This is a genomic window from Amycolatopsis rifamycinica, from assembly GCF_000695625.1.
GTDB classification, from domain to species: Bacteria; Actinomycetota; Actinomycetes; order Mycobacteriales; family Pseudonocardiaceae; genus Amycolatopsis; species Amycolatopsis rifamycinica.
Map to the genome: position 1 here is coordinate 48,069 of NZ_JMQI01000021.1, position 14,514 is coordinate 62,582.

The window sequence follows — 14,514 nt, forward strand, 5'->3', positions numbered from 1 at the left end:
CGTGGGGCCCGCTCTCACCTATAGCGCTACCCGGTGAAGTCGTTGATAAACGATGACGGGCAAAAGCCCTGGGCGTCGCTACTCAGCGTGACGGCGCCCGGCGGAACCACGCCGCAGTGCGACGGAGACCGTCGTCGGCGTCGACCTTCGGTTCCCACCCCAGGACGTCGCGGGCGAGGGTGATGTCGGGACAGCGCCGCTGCGGGTCGTCGACGACGGCGTCGACGGCCACGATGGGTGAGCCCGAGCCGGTGATGTCCTTGATCCGCTCCGCCACCTGGCGGACGGTCAGCTCGTGCGGGTTGCCGATGTTGACCGGTCCCGGGTGGCCCGACCGCGCGAGGGCGAGCAGGCCGCGGACGGTGTCCTCGACGTAGCAGATCGACCGGGTCTGCTCCCCGCTGCCGGTGACGGTGATCGGCTCGTTCTTGAGCGCCTGGTCGAGGAAGGCGGGGATCATCCGGCCGTCGTGGGCGCGCATGCCGGGGCCGTAGGTGTTGAAGATCCGCGCGATCGCCGTGTCCACGCCGAATTCGCGGCGGTAGGCCGACGTCAGCGCTTCGCCGTACCGCTTGGCTTCGTCGTAGACGCTGCGCGGGCCGATCGGGTTGACGTTGCCCCAATACGTTTCGCGCTGCGGGTGTTCCAGCGGATCGCCGTAGACCTCGCTGGTCGAGGCGAGCACGAACCGGGCGCCCGTGCGGCGGGCCAGTTCGAGCGCGTTCTCGGTGCCGTGCGAGCCCGCGCGCAGCGTCTCGATCGGCAGGGCCAGGTAGTCACGGGGCGACGCGGCGGAAGCCAGGTGGAACACGACGTCGGCCTCGCAGCTCGGCGGCATCGGCTGGGTGACGTCGTGGCGCACGAACCGGAACCGTTCGTGGCGGCGCAGGTGGTCGAGACTGTCCGCCGAGGACGTCGCGAGGTTGTCCACGGCGACCACCTCGATGTCCTCTTCGAGCAGCAGCTCGCACAGGTGCGCGCCGACGAAGCCGGCACCCCCGGTCACCACCGCACGTTCGTACCGCCTGGTCACTGCCGGATTCTCCATGCCGTGGCGGCTACCCGGCCGAGGTGGGCGCAAAACCGTGTAAGCGGGTGGTGAGCGGGTAAGCGTCAAGACCATGCGAGTTCTGCTCACCGGTTGGGCCAGTTTTCTGCACGGAGAAGCCACGGCGGGTGACGTCCTGAGCCTGCGCGCGGCGGCGTCCGCGCTGGCGGAGGCGGGGATCGATCACCGGGTCGCGTGGAGCCCCGGCTTCCGCCCCGGCACGCTGCACCTGCCCGACGCGCCACCCGAGGACTACACGCACGTCGTCTTCGCCTGCGGCCCGGTCCACGGGCCGCAGGTGCGTTCGCTGCACGAGCGCTACGCCGCCTGCCGCCGGATCGCGGTCGGCGTGTCCGTGCCCGATCCCGATGATCCGGCGGTGACGGGGTTCCACCGGGTCCTCCCGCGCGACGACGGCGTCACCGCCGAACTCGACTTGGCGCTGGGCGCCGCGGTGTCGCCGAAGCCGGTGCTGGGCGTGATCCTGGCCCCGCACCAGCCGGAGTACGGCCACGCGGGCCGGCACGGCGACGTCCACGAGGCACTGACGGGCTGGCTCGCCGGTGTCGACTGCGCCCGGGTGCCGCTGGACACCCGGCTCGCGCACGAGGACTGGCAGCGGTGCGCCACCCCGGACCAGTTCGCCGCGCTGGTGTCCAAAATGGACGCCGTGGTGACGACCCGGCTGCACGGGCTGGTCTTCGGGCTCAAGGCCGGAGTGCCGGTGCTCGCGGTCGACCCGGTGGCCGGCGGCGGGAAGGTGACCGCGCAGGGGAAGGCCCTGGACTGGCCGGTGGTGGCCGCCGAGGACGTCCACGACACCGCGCTGCTCGACGCCCGCCTGAAGTGGTGCCTGCCGGCCGCGGTGCGGCCGCCCGCGCACCCGCCGTCGCTGGCCGCGCTCGTGGACGAGCTGGTGGGGGCGCGGTGAGCGCGCGCACGACCGTCGTCATCGCCACCCGCAACCGCGCCACCGAGCTGGCCAGGACCCTCAGCCGGTTGTCCTCATTGGACCCGCGGCCGCCGGTCATCGTGCTGGACAACGCGTCCGAGGACGACACGGCCGAGGTGGCCGGACGGCACGGGAACGTCCGGGTGATCCGCCTGCCGCAGAACCTCGGCGCCGCCGCCCGCACGCTCGGCGTCATCGCGGCCGACACCCCGTACATCGCCTTCAGCGACGACGACTCGTGGTGGGCGCCGGACGCACTGACCGAGGCGGAGCGGATCTTCGACGAGCACCCGAGGACCGGCCTGCTCGCCGCGCGCACCCTCGTCGGCCCGGAATGCCGGGACGACCCGGTGACACCCGAAATGGAGCGCAGCCCGCTGGGCCACCCGGCCGGCGCGCCCGGGCCGCTGGTGCTCGGCTTCCTGGCCTGCTCGGCGATCGTGCGCCGCACGGCGTACCTGCAGGTCGGCGGCTTCAGCCCGCTGCTGCACTTCGGCGCGGAGGAGCAGCTGCTCGCCTACGACCTGGCCGCGCGCGGCTGGGAGGTCTGCTACGTCGGGCGCCTGCGCGCCCACCACCACCCGTCGCGGTCGCGGCCGCCCTCGTCGTGGCGCCGCCGGGCCGAGCTGCGCAACCGGCTGCTCATCGCCGTGCTGCGCCGCCCACCGCGGGTGTGCCGCCGCGAGGTGGCGCGGACGCTGGTGAAGGCACCGGGCGCCGTCCTCGGCGCGGTGCCGCGGCTGCCGCGCGCGCTGAGCTCCCGCCGCGTCCTGCCCGCCCACGTCGAACACCAGGCCCGCACTCTGGAAAGGACCGCCGAATGGCGCGAATCTCGGTCGTGATCATCACCTGCAACCGCCGCGAGCAGTTGCGCGAGACGCTGGCGCACATGACGTCCTTGCCGGACGCCGCGCCGATCTTCGTCGCCGACAACGGCTCCGCCGACGGCACGGCCGACATGGTCGCCCGGGAGTTCCCCGGCGTCCGCCTGTTCCGGCTGGCGGAGAACCTCGGCGCGGTGGCCCGCAACGTGGCCGTCGAGGAGGTGACGACACCCTACGTCGCCTTCTGCGACGACGACACGACGTGGCAGCCCGGCGCGCTCACCCGGGCCGCGGAGATCCTCGACGCGTACCCGGGCCTCGGGTCGGTGACCGGGCGTTGCCTGGTCGAGCCCGGCCTGGCCGAGGACCCGATCACGCCGGAGCTGCGCGAGTCGCCGGTGCCCGGCCCGGACTGGCTGCCGGGGCCGGCGCTGCTCGGCATCATGGCGGGCCTGACGGCGGTGCGCGTCAGCGCGTTCCGCGAGGTCGGCGGCTTCTCGACGCGGATGTGGCTCGGCGGCGAGGAGGAGCTGTTCGCACTGGACCTGGCCGCCCGCGGCTGGTGGATGTGCTGGGCCGAGGACGTCGTGATCCACCACGCGCCGTCGAAGCTGCGCGACCCGCGCCACCGCCGTCGCCTCGGCATCCGCAACACGCTGTGGACGCTGCTGCTGCGCCGCCCCTGGCCGGCGGTCTTCCGCCGTGGCCGGGACGTGCTGCGCACCGCCCCTCGCGACGCGGCGACCGCCGCCGCCCTGCTCGACGTGCTCCGCGGCCTGCCGGGGGTCCTGCGGGACCGCCGGGTGGTCCCGCCCCACGTCGAACACGGCCTCCGCCTGCTGGAAGCTCCCCAACGAGCCTCGAAAGCCCGCCGCTACGTCGGCTGAAGACGGGTCCGAGGCGTCACTTTCACGTGAAAGTGACGCCTCGGGACCGCCACTTTCACGTGAAAGCGGCGCTTCAGCGGGCCTCGGCGGTGGCCGCGGCCTGGGGGACGAGCTTGTGGTACGCCCGGAGCGTGTCCGCGGCGACGCGGTCCCAGGAGTAGCGGGCGACCGCGCGGTCGTGGCCCGCGGTGCCGTAGGCGTGGCAGAGCGCCGGGTCGTCGATCAGCCGCCGGACCCGGGACGCGAGCTCCTTCGGCTGGTGCGGGCGGACCAGCAGCCCCGTGACGCCGTCGACGACGGTGTCGGTCAGGCCGCCCACCGCGGCCGCGACCACCGGGACGCCGCAGGCCATCGCCTCCAGGGGCACGATCCCGAACGGCTCGTACCACGGCGTGCACACGACCGCGTCGGCCGAACGCAGCAGCGCCGGCATGTCATCCCGCGACACCTGGCCGGGCCAGCGGACGCGGTCGCCGACGCCGAGCCGTCCGGCCAGCTCCCGCAGCCGCGTCGCCTCGGGGTCCTGGGACAGCCGGCCGCGCTCGGGGCCACCCGCGATGACGAGCTCGGTGTCCGGCAGCTGGGCGAGGGCGGTGATCGCGATGTCGAACCCCTTGCGCGGGACCAGGCGGCCGACGGCGACCAGCCGGTGCGGCAGCCGGCGCCGGGCCACCGGCCCGTCGGGGGAGAACCGGCCCAGGTCGACGCCGCAGGGCACGATCGAGATCCGCGACCGCGGCACGCCGAGGCGGGACAGCTCGAAGACCTCGTCGGAGCAGGTGGCGATCACCCGTCCGGCCTGCCGCCCGATCATCCGCTCCAGCCGGACGCGGTCGGCCGGGCTGGTGTCCTTGTCGCCCTGGTAGCGCTTCTTGACCACGCCGAGGGCGTGGAACGTCTGCGCCACCGGCGTCCCGGTCGCGCTCGCCGCCAGCGAGGTCGCCAGGCCGGACATCCAGAAGTGCGCGTGCGCCACGTCCGGGCGCTCGAGCGCCCAGTGGTCGCGCAGGAAGCTGCCGAACTCGCCCATGTAGGGCAGCAGGTTGTCCTTGGGCTCCTTGCGGGGCGGCCCGGCCGGCACGTGCACGACGCGGAAGCCCTGCGGCGTCCGGACCTCCGGCGGCTCGCCGGGGCTCTCCCGTCGCGTGTAGACGGTGACCTCGTGTCCGGCGCGCACCATCGCGGCCGACAGCTCCGCGACGTGCACGTTCTGGCCGCCGGCGTCGGCTTCGCCCAGCGCGGCGAGGGGGTTGGCGTGCTCGGACACCATCGCGATCTTCATCGGTGAGGCGTTCCCTTCGGGGTCAACGGGCCGTCTCGGCGAGGAGGTGGTCCCAAGCGGTCAGGAAGGCGTCCAGCCCGTAGTGCTTCAGGGCGTGTTCGCGGGCGTTCTTGCCGGCCAGCGCGGCGAAGTCCGGCTCGTGCAGCAGCTCGCGGAAACCGCGCGCCAGCACGGAGACGTCCGTGGAGAGCACCCCGGCGTCGTCCGGCACCGCCTCGACCGCCTCGGTGGCGGCGAAGACGACGACCGGCATCGCCAGGTGCATGGCCTCCAGAAGGGACAGTCCCAGCGACGTCCACCGGGCGGTGTGCAGGTAGACGCGGCGGCGCGCGATCTCGTCGTGCAGCGCGGGCGCCGGGACGTCGCCCCGGCCGCGCAGCGGCTCGGCGAGCTCCTCGGTCCCCATGCCGAACACGTCGACGGGACCGCCTTCGGCGAGCGTGCCGAGCAGGTCGGCGCCGGTGACGCGTTCCCGCCGCACCGGCTCGTTGATCATCGACACGCCGGCGGCGAGCTCGCCGGTGTAGCGCGGTCCCGGATCGGGGATGCCGTGCGGCACCACGGTCACCGGCGCGCGGCCGCAGTCCCACATCGCCGCGTTGAAGTGGGTCACGTGCGCGACGGTGATGTCGGACCGGCCGGCGAGCGGGTGTTCGCTGGCCGCGGCGTACGGCCGGGGCGCGTTGTGTTCCACGTAGACGGCCGGAACGCCCAGGCGGGCGGCGAACTCCAGCTCTTCCGGGCGTTGCAGGACGACGACGTCGGGCTCGGCGTCGGCCAGCCGGTCCAGCGGCACTTCGGTCACCGAAGGCCAGTTCCGGCCCGCCTTGCCGAGTCCCCAGGGCGCCCCGTCGGATGACACGGGCAGCAGGTAGTCGTGACGGCCGCGGACGAAAGCGTCGGTCCACGAGCCGTGCACGTGCCAGAGCAGTACTCTCAGGCGCCGGGATCCGGGATCGGTCATGTCTCCTGATTTCCCGGAGATCGAACGTTAAACGTCCGGCCGGACGGGGTACCCGGCCCCGGACGGGCGTGCGCGACGAAGGGACTTCCATCCATGCGCTTCACCCCACGGGGCACGCGGTTCTTCGACCTCCTCGCCGAAGCGGCGAAGAACCTCGTCACCGCGACCGCCCTGCTCAGGGAGCTCGTGGCCGCCGACCCGGCCGAACGGGAACCGATCGCGAAACGCCTGCACGAGGTCGAGCACCAGGGCGACGAGCTGACGCACACGATCATGGTGGAGCTCAACAGCTCGTTCGTGACGCCGTTCGACCGCGAGGACATCCAGGCCCTCGCCGCCAAGATCGACGACGTGCTGGACTTCATGGACACCGCGGCGGACCTGGCCGTGCTCTACCGCATCGGCACGTTCCCGCCGGGCATCGACGTCCTGGTCCGGGTGCTCTGCCGGGCCGCCGAGCTGACGGCCTCGTCGATGCCGGGCCTGGCCAAGGTGGGTGATCTCGAGCCGTTCTGGATCGAGATCAACGAGCTCGAGAACGAGGCCGACCGCGTCTACCGGCGGATACTGGCCCACCTGTTCGAGCCGGGCGGCGACGCGCTCGAGGTGCTGAAGACCAAGGAGGTCGTCGAGCAGTTCGAGCTGGCCGCCGACGCCTTCGAGCACATCGCCGACGTGGTGCAGACCATCGCGGTCAAGGAGTCCTGAGTGACGGGGACCGCCGCCCTGGTCACCGTGATCGTGCTGACGCTCGTTTTCGACTACACCAACGGGTTCCACGACGCGGCCAACGCCATCGCCAGCGCGGTGTCGACCCGGGCGCTCACGCTGCGCGCCGCCCTCGTCCTGGCGGCGGTGATGAACCTGGCGGGCGCACTGCTGTCCACCGGCATCGCCGCGACGGTGGCCAAGGGGATCATCGACGTCCCGGCCGGGCCGGACGCGCTCACCGTGGTGTTCGCCGCGCTGGCCGGGGCCATCACGTGGAACCTGATCACCTGGTACTTCGGGCTCCCGTCGTCGTCATCGCACTCGCTGATCGGCGGGATGGTCGGCGCGGCGCTGGCCGCGGCGAGCACCGTGCACTGGGCGGGCATCGCCGAGAAGGTGCTGATCCCGATGGTGGCGTCGCCGCTGCTCGGGCTGCTGCTGGGCTACCTCGCGATGGTCGGCGCGCTGTGGCTGCTGCGGCGGGCGAACCCGCACCGCAGCGGCCGGGTGTTCCGCCGGTTCCAGATCGTCTCCGCGTCGGCGCTGGCGCTCGGGCACGGCCTGCAGGACGCCCAGAAGGGCATGGGCGTGATCGTGCTGGCCCTGGTGGCGGCCGGGCAGCAGCAGACGTTCGCCGTCCCGTTCTGGGTGACACTGGCGTGCGCCGGGGCCTTGTCGCTGGGCACCTATTCGGGTGGCCTGCGGATCATGCGGACCCTCGGCAGGCGCGTCTTCCCGCTCGACCCGCCGCACGGCTTCGTCGCCGAGTCGGTGGCGTCGTCGGTGTTGTACGTGACGGCGTTCGCGGTCAAGGCGCCGATCTCGACGACGCACGTGATCACCGCGGCCATCATGGGCGTCGGCGCGACCCGGCGGCTGTCGGCGGTGCGGTGGGGGATCGCGCGCGACATCGTGCTCGGCTGGGTGCTCACCTTCCCGGCCGCCGCGGCGGTGGCCGCGGCCGTGTACCTGGTCGCCGATCTGCTCACCTGACCGGAGGGCGGGTTTGCCCGGTGTCACTCCCGGGAAGCCGGGGCGGAGACCCCCGCCCGCGGAATAGGGAGAGCCATGAAGGCAGTGACCTGGCACGGCAAGCGTGACGTCCGCGTCGAGGAGGTGCCGGACCCGAAGATCGAGGAAGCCACGGACGCGGTCGTGCGGATCACCTCGACCGGGATCTGCGGTTCCGACCTGCACCTGTACGAGGTGCTGGGCGCGTTCATGACGGAGGGCGACATCCTCGGCCACGAGCCGATGGGTGTGGTCGAAGAGGTCGGGCCGGAGGTGACGAACCTCAAGGTCGGCGACCGGGTCGTGGTCCCGTTCAACATCTCCTGCGGCCACTGCTGGATGTGCGAGCGCGGCCTGCAGTCGCAGTGCGAAACGACCCAGGTCAGGGAGCACGGCAAGGGCGCCTCGCTGCTCGGCTACACCAAGCTCTACGGCCAGGTCCCCGGCGGCCAGGCCGAGTACCTGCGCGTCCCGCAGGCGCACTACGGCCCGATCAAGGTCCCGGACGGCCCGCCGGACGAGCGGTTCGTCTACCTCTCCGACGTCGTCCCGACCGCCTGGCAGGCCGTCGAGTACGCGAACGTCCCCGACGGCGGCACGGTCGTCGTGTTCGGTCTCGGCCCGATCGGGCAGATGTGCTGCCGGATCGCCCGCCACCGCGGCGCCGGCCAGGTCATCGGCGTCGACCTGGTGCCCGAGCGCCTCGCCCGGGCCCGCGAACACGGCGCCACCGCGCTCGACACGCGTGACCACAAGGAGATCGGCGACTCCATCCGGCAGCTGACGAACGGGCGCGGCGCGGACTCGGTGATCGACGCGGTCGGCATGGAGGCGCACGGCGCCCCGGTCGGCAAGCTGGCGCACACCCTCGTCGGGCTGCTGCCGCAGCCGCTCGGCGAGAAGATCACCGAGAAGGCCGGCATCGACCGGCTCAGCGTGCTCTACGCGGCCATCGACAGCGTCCGCCGCGGCGGCACCATCTCGCTGTCCGGCGTCTACGGCGGGATGGTCGACCCGATGCCGATGATGGAGCTGTTCGACAAGCAGATCCAGCTGCGGATGGGCCAGGCCAACGTCCGGCACTGGCTCGACGCCATCATGCCGGTGCTGACCGCCGACGGGGACCCGCTCGGCGTCGAAGGCTTCGCCACGCACAAGCTGCCCCTGGAAGAGGCGCCCCGCGCGTACGAGATCTTCCAGAAGAAGCTCGACGGCGCCCAGAAGATCCTGCTGCAGCCGAACGCGTAACCCCCGGGAGGAAGTTGCTCTTGCGAGCCGTCACCTCGCTGCCGTACGAGATCACCGAGTCCGACCACGTCCGGATCCCGATGCCCGACGGGACCGTGCTGTCCGCCCGCATCTGGCGGCCGGTCTCGTCGGACGCCGAGCCGGTACCGGCGATCCTCGAATACATCCCCTACCGGAAGCGGGACCTCACCGCGCCCCGCGACTCGATCCACCACCCCTACCTCGCCGGGCACGGGTACGCCTGCGTGCGCGTGGACATCCGCGGCACCGGCGAGTCCGAGGGCGTCCTGGCCGACGAGTACCTCGAACGCGAGCAGCTCGACGCCGAGGAGGTCCTCGAGTGGATCGCCGGGCAGCCGTGGTGCACCGGCGACACGGGGATGATGGGGATCTCCTGGGGCGCGTTCGCCGCGTTGCAGGTCGCGGCGCGGAAGCCGCCGAGCCTGCGCGCGATCGTGATCTCGTCGTTCACCGACGACCGCTTCGCCGACGACATGCACTACATGGGCGGCTGCCTGCTGTCGGACAACGTCGCCGAGTCCGGCACGATGTTCGCCTACGCCACGCTGCCGCCCGATCCGGCGGTCGTCGGCGAGCGGTGGCGGGAAATGTGGCTGGAGCGCCTCGAAAACTGCAGCCTGTGGATCGAGAACTGGCTCGGCCACCAGCGCCGCGACGACTACTGGCGGCACGCGTCGGTGTCGGAGAACTACAGCGACGTCCAGGTGCCGGTGCTGGCCTCCAGCGGCTGGGCCGACGGCTACTCCAACGCCGTCATCCGGCTGCTGGCGCACCTCGACGTCCCGCGGCGGGGGCTGATCGGCCCGTGGTCGCACAAGTACCCGCACCTCGGCCAGCCGGGCCCGGCGATCGGCTACCTCCAGGAGGTCGTGCGCTGGTGGGACCACTGGCTGCGCGGCGAGGAGAACGGGGCGATGGACGGGCCGATGCTGCGCACCTGGATGCAGGAGAGCGTGCCGCCGTCGACGTCGTACGAGGACCGGCCCGGCCGCTGGGTCGGCGAGGCCACCTGGCCGTCGCCGCACGTCGAGCCGCAGCGGCTGCCGCTGGCCCGGCACCGGCTCGCGCGGCCCGGTGAGGACGTTGCCGACGAAGCCCTCACCGTGTCCTCGCCGTTGTCGGTCGGGCAGTTCTCCGGCAAGTGGGCGTCCTACAGCGCCCCGCCCGACCTGCCCTACGACCAGCGCGAAGAGGACGGCGGGTCACTGGTGTTCGACACCGACGTGCTCACCGAGCGCTGCGAGATCCTCGGCTCCCCGAAGGTGCGGCTGGAGGTCTCGGCCGACCAGCCGGTCGCGATGATCGCGGCCCGGATCTCGGACGTCGCCCCGGACGGGCGGGCCACGCGCGTCACCTACGGGCTGCTCAACCTGACCCACCGCGACGGCCACGACGAGCCGGCGCCGATGGAGCCGGGGGAGCGGTGCGCCGTCGAGATCGAGCTCAACGCCGTGGCGCAGGCTTTCCCCGCCGGGCATCGGATCCGGCTATCGCTGTCCACGTCCTACTGGCCGCTGGCCTGGCCGCCGCCGGCACCGGTGCTGTTGAGTGTCCACACCGGACACAGCGCGCTCGAGCTGCCGGTGCGCCCGGTCGCCGAGCCGGACGAGCTGCCGGCCCGGCCGTTCGGCGAACCCGAAGGCGCCCCGCCGATGTCCGTGACGGCCCTCACCCCGGGGGAGCAGCGCTGGACCGTCTCCCGTGACCTCGTCGACTACCGGTCGGCGCTGGAGATCGTGAAGGACGCCGGAACCGTGCGGTACGACGACCTCGACCTGGAGGTCACCCGGGACGTCCGCGAGCGGTACAGCTGGGTCGCCGACGACTTCTGCTCGCCGGTGGCGGAAGCCGCGTGGGACGTCACCTTCGCGCGCGGCGACTGGGTGGCGCGCAGCGAGACCTGCACCCGGGTGTCCTGCACCGAGACCGAATTCGTCATCGACGCGCGGCTCGACGGCTACGACGGCGCTCGCCGGATCGTCTCGCGGAACTGGCACCGGCGGATCCCCCGGGACCTCGTCTGAGTTTCAGCGCCACGACAGGGGGTACGCCTTCCGGGTGCGCATCGTGATCACCGGGGCGACCGGGAACGTCGGAACGGCGCTGCTGGCCGCGCTCGAGCCCGGCCACGACGTGGTCGGGCTCGCGCGGCGGCTGCCGGACACGACCGTCGAACCGTACCGCCGAGCGGGCTGGCGGGCCGTCGACGTCGGTCTCCCGGGTGCCGAGGAGGAGCTGGCGGAGGTGTTCGCGGGCGCGGACGCCGTCGTCCACCTGGCGTGGGCGATCTCGCCGGTGCGCGGCGATCCGCCGATGTGGCGCACCAACGACCACGGCACCCGCCACGTGCTCGCCGCGGCGGCGGCCGCCGGGGTCGCGCACGTGGTCGTCGCCTCGTCCGTGGCCGCCTACGGGCCGGCGCCGCGCTGGGAGAAGGTGGCCGAGGACTTCCCGCGCGACGGCATCGCGGGCAGTGCCTACAGCCGTGGCAAGGCCGCGCTGGAGACCCTGCTCGACCGGTTCGAAGAGAAGCACCCGCAGGTCCGGCTGGCGCGGATCCGGCCGTGCGCGATCGTGCACCGCAGCGCGGCCGGGGAGTTCGCGCGCTGGCTGCTCGGCCCGGCGGTGCCCGCCCACCTCGTCGGCGGGCGGCGGCTGCCGGTTCCGCTGTGGACCGATCTGCGGGCGCAGGTGGTGCACACCACCGACGTCGCCGAAGCGATCCGGCTGATCCTCGCCACCGGCTTCACCGGCGCGGTCAACTTGGCCGCGCCGGAGGTGCTCGACGCCGACGCGCTGGCCGGTGTCCTCGGGGGAGGCCGCGTCCCGGTGCCCAAGCCGGTGGTGCTGCTCGCGACCCGGGCGGCCTGGCTGGGCGGGGTGCTGCCGGTGCACCCGGGCTGGCTCGAGCTGGCCGACCGCGCCGCCCTCGCCGACACGACGCTGGCGGAGACCGCGCTGGGCTGGCAACCTCGGTATGACGCCGCGGCCGCGCTCGCCGACCTGGTCTCCGGGCTCCGGGCGGGCACGGGAGCGGCGAGCCCACCCTTGGCCCCGCCGCGCCGCGACGGGGTACTGGCCCGGCTCCGCTCGCTCACCCGGGTCGGGCCGAGCCACCAGTCGCAAGCCTGACCAGCCGGGAGGCCGGAGTGAGTACGGAAGCCGCCGACGCGGTGGTGATCGGCGCCGGGCACAACGGCCTGGTGGCGGCGAACCTGCTGGCCGACGCGGGCTGGTCCGTGCTGGTCCTGGAGGCCACGGAGTACGCAGGCGGTGCGATCCGCACCGCCGAGGTCACCGAGCCGGGGTTCCGCAACGACCTCTTCAGCGCGTTCTACCCGATGAGCGCGGTGTCCCCGGTGATCCGGGGCCTGCGGCTGGAGGAGCACGGCCTGCGCTGGCGGCACGCCCCCGACGTCCTCGCGCACGTGCTCCCGGACGACCGGTGCGCGCTGCTGTCCCGCGACGTCGACCGCACGGCGGCGTCGGCCGACGAGTTCGCCCCGGGCGACGGCGACGCGTGGCGGCGGTTGTTCGAGCAGTGGCGCGGGATCCGCGAGCCGTTGCTCAACGCGTTGTTCACGCCGTTCCCGCCGGTCCGCCCGGCGCTGAAGCTGGTGCGCCGCACCGGAACCGGAGACGCGCTGCGCCTGGCCCGGATGCTGACGCTGCCGGCGCGCCGGTTCGGCGACGAGCTGTTCGCCGGGGAGGGCGCGAAGCTGCTCGTGGCCGGGAACGCCGCCCACAGCGACCTCTCGGTGGACAACGCGGCCAGCGCGGTCTTCGGCTGGCTGCTGGCGATGATCGGGCAGGACGAAGGGTTCCCGGTCCCGGAAGGCGGCGCGGGCGAGCTGGCCGCGGCGCTGGTCCGCCGGCTGGAGTCCCGCGGCGGCGTCGTCCACTGTGGACGACCGGTGCGCGAGGTCCTGATCGGCGACGGCCGCGCGCTCGGCGTCCGGGACGCCGCCGGCGACCCGGTCCGCGCGCGCAAGGCCGTCCTCGCCGACGTCCCGGCGCCGATCCTGTACCGCGAGCTGGTGGGGGAGGACCGGCTGCCGCCACGGCTGGTTTCCGACCTCGGCAACTTCGAGTGGGACAGCGCGACGGTGAAGGTGGACTGGGCCCTGTCCGGCCCGATCCCGTGGACGGCCGAGGCGGCGCGCGGCGCGGGCACGATCCACCTGGGAGCGGACCTGGACGGGCTGTCGGCCTTCGGCGGCGAGCTGGCCAGGGGCCGTACCCCGCGCCGTCCGTTCGTGCTGCTGGGCCAGATGACGACGAGCGACCCCACCCGCTCCCCGGCGGGCACGGAAGCGGCGTGGGCGTACACGCACGTACCGCGCGGCACGATGGAGAACCGCGCGGCGCTGGAGCGGCGGGTGAAGCGCATCGAGGAGGCGATCGAGGCGCAGGCGCCCGGCTTCACGAGCTTGATCAAGGCCCGCTACCTGCAGGGCCCGACGGAGCTGCAGGGCCACAACCCGGGCCTGGTGGGCGGCGCGGTCAACGGCGGCACGACGGCGATCCACCAGCAGCTGTTCTTCCGCCCGGTGCCGAGCACGGGCCGCTCGGACACCCCGGTGGACCGGTTGTACCTGGCGGGAGCATCGGCCCACCCGGGCGGAGCGGTCCACGGAGGCCCGGGAGCGAACGCGGCCCGCGCGGCCCTCGCCAGGGCGGGAATACTCGGCGGCGGCTATGCGGCGGTGATCCGGGCGGCGCACCGCGCCATCTACGGCTGAGCCGGCGGGCGCGTATCGCGCGGCCTGCGGTGGAGCTGTGCGGGCGGGCTTGTATCGCGCGGCCTGCGATTGAGCTGTGTCGGCGGGGCTGGTTCGGGTGGTCGCCCCGCGCGGCGTGCGGTTGAGTCGGCGGGCCGGCCGGGGTGGGGCGGTCATCCCGCGCGGCCTGAGGCTGAGTCGGCGGGTCGGGATGGCTGCGTGTATCGCGCGCGGCCTGTGGTTGGGCTGTGCGGACGGGGCTGGTGTAGAAAGCCGAGCCGAACCTTTGCGAAGCCCGAGCCGGAAGCGTGAGCCGGCTCGGGCGGCCGGGGCTACGGGTTCGGGTGGCCGTGCTGGGCGCGGGCGTGCTTGCCCGTGGCCAGGTCGGCGAGGCGGGCCAGGGACTCCGTGTTGCGGGGCTTGGCGATCAGCGCCTGCACCGCCTCCGGGAGCACCTTGCCCGGGCCGCGGGTGATGTGCTCGGTCATCCGGACCAGCGTCTGACCGTCGCCGTGCGGGATCAGGGTCAAGCCGACCGCGGCCGCGCCCAGGGGCCAGCCATGGGCCTCCAGCGAGAGCGAGAGGCCCGGCTCGACCGCCCGGACCACCGTCACGTCCTGGATGTGGAAGGGCCACGGGCCCACGCTGTGGTGGATCCGGGAACCCACCGCGGGCCAGTCTTCGTCGACGTCGCGGATGTGGGAGCTGCCGACCACCCAGCCCGCGTAGAGCCAGCCGTCGGCGAGCACCGAGAACACGGCGTCGGGTGGTACGTCGATCACGCGGCTTACCTCGGGCACGGCTTCCTCCTGCTTCGGGTGACGGGACAGGAATACCCACTCGGG

Annotated in this window: 13 protein-coding genes; 9 read left to right on the forward strand and 4 right to left on the reverse strand. The window is 73.3% G+C overall.

All coding sequences use genetic code 11. The features are described from left to right. Positions 1-82: 82 nt before the first annotated feature. Positions 83-1,033: a UDP-glucuronic acid decarboxylase family protein gene (locus DV20_RS09835; RefSeq protein WP_043778611.1), complete on the reverse strand. Its 951-nt coding sequence runs from the start codon at positions 1,031-1,033 to the stop codon at positions 83-85. 88 nt (positions 1,034-1,121) lie between these two features. On the opposite strand from DV20_RS09835, the gene DV20_RS09840 reads away from it, so the two are divergent. The 3 genes from DV20_RS09840 to DV20_RS09850 are packed head-to-tail and all read left to right on the forward strand — an operon-like array spanning position 1,122 to position 3,711. Next, entirely contained in the window at positions 1,122-1,979 is an 858-nt protein-coding gene (locus DV20_RS09840) for a polysaccharide pyruvyl transferase family protein (protein WP_043778613.1), read from the forward strand. Further along, a complete protein-coding gene (locus DV20_RS09845; RefSeq protein ID WP_043778616.1) occupies positions 1,976-2,842 on the forward strand; it encodes a glycosyltransferase family 2 protein in 867 nt (288 codons plus the stop codon). Before DV20_RS09840 ends, DV20_RS09845 begins: the two co-directional genes overlap by 4 nt. Beyond that, positions 2,821-3,711: a glycosyltransferase family 2 protein gene (locus DV20_RS09850; protein ID WP_043778618.1), complete on the forward strand. Its 891-nt coding sequence runs from the start codon at positions 2,821-2,823 to the stop codon at positions 3,709-3,711. The genes DV20_RS09845 and DV20_RS09850 overlap by 22 nt, the downstream gene beginning before the upstream one ends. A 73-nt stretch (positions 3,712-3,784) precedes the next feature. Here the strand turns inward: DV20_RS09850 and DV20_RS09855 are convergent, their stop codons facing one another. Both DV20_RS09855 and DV20_RS09860 read right to left on the reverse strand, forming a co-directional pair. Next, positions 3,785-4,993: a glycosyltransferase family 4 protein gene (locus DV20_RS09855; protein ID WP_043778619.1), complete on the reverse strand. Its 1,209-nt coding sequence runs from the start codon at positions 4,991-4,993 to the stop codon at positions 3,785-3,787. Positions 4,994-5,015: 22 nt separating this feature from the next. After that, positions 5,016-5,957, reverse strand: a complete 942-nt coding sequence (locus tag DV20_RS09860; RefSeq protein ID WP_051735874.1) for a glycosyltransferase — start codon at positions 5,955-5,957, stop codon at positions 5,016-5,018. A gap of 93 nt (positions 5,958-6,050) precedes the next feature. On the opposite strand from DV20_RS09860, the gene DV20_RS09865 reads away from it, so the two are divergent. The 6 genes from DV20_RS09865 (at position 6,051) to DV20_RS09890 (ending at position 13,690) form a co-directional block, all read left to right on the forward strand. Continuing rightward, on the forward strand, positions 6,051-6,665 hold the full coding sequence (locus DV20_RS09865) for a DUF47 domain-containing protein (RefSeq protein WP_043778620.1): 615 nt from the start codon (positions 6,051-6,053) through the stop codon (positions 6,663-6,665). Next, positions 6,666-7,661 carry an inorganic phosphate transporter gene (locus DV20_RS09870; RefSeq protein WP_043778621.1) on the forward strand — a complete coding sequence of 332 codons (996 nt, stop codon included), beginning with the start codon at positions 6,666-6,668 and terminating at the stop codon, positions 7,659-7,661. 75 nt (positions 7,662-7,736) lie between these two features. Further along, entirely contained in the window at positions 7,737-8,927 is a 1,191-nt protein-coding gene (locus DV20_RS09875; RefSeq protein ID WP_043778623.1) for a zinc-dependent alcohol dehydrogenase, read from the forward strand. Between the two features lie 20 nt (positions 8,928-8,947). Continuing rightward, positions 8,948-10,972, forward strand: a complete 2,025-nt coding sequence (locus DV20_RS09880; protein ID WP_043778624.1) for a CocE/NonD family hydrolase — start codon at positions 8,948-8,950, stop codon at positions 10,970-10,972. Positions 10,973-11,006: 34 nt separating this feature from the next. Continuing rightward, entirely contained in the window at positions 11,007-12,080 is a 1,074-nt protein-coding gene (locus DV20_RS09885; RefSeq protein WP_043778625.1) for an NAD-dependent epimerase/dehydratase family protein, read from the forward strand. Between the two features lie 17 nt (positions 12,081-12,097). Continuing rightward, on the forward strand, positions 12,098-13,690 hold the full coding sequence (locus DV20_RS09890; RefSeq protein WP_043778627.1) for a phytoene desaturase family protein: 1,593 nt from the start codon (positions 12,098-12,100) through the stop codon (positions 13,688-13,690). 311 nt (positions 13,691-14,001) lie between these two features. On the opposite strand, the gene DV20_RS09895 is transcribed toward DV20_RS09890, so the two are convergent. Then, entirely contained in the window at positions 14,002-14,469 is a 468-nt protein-coding gene (locus DV20_RS09895) for an SRPBCC family protein (protein ID WP_043778629.1), read from the reverse strand. Positions 14,470-14,514: the final 45 nt, after the last annotated feature.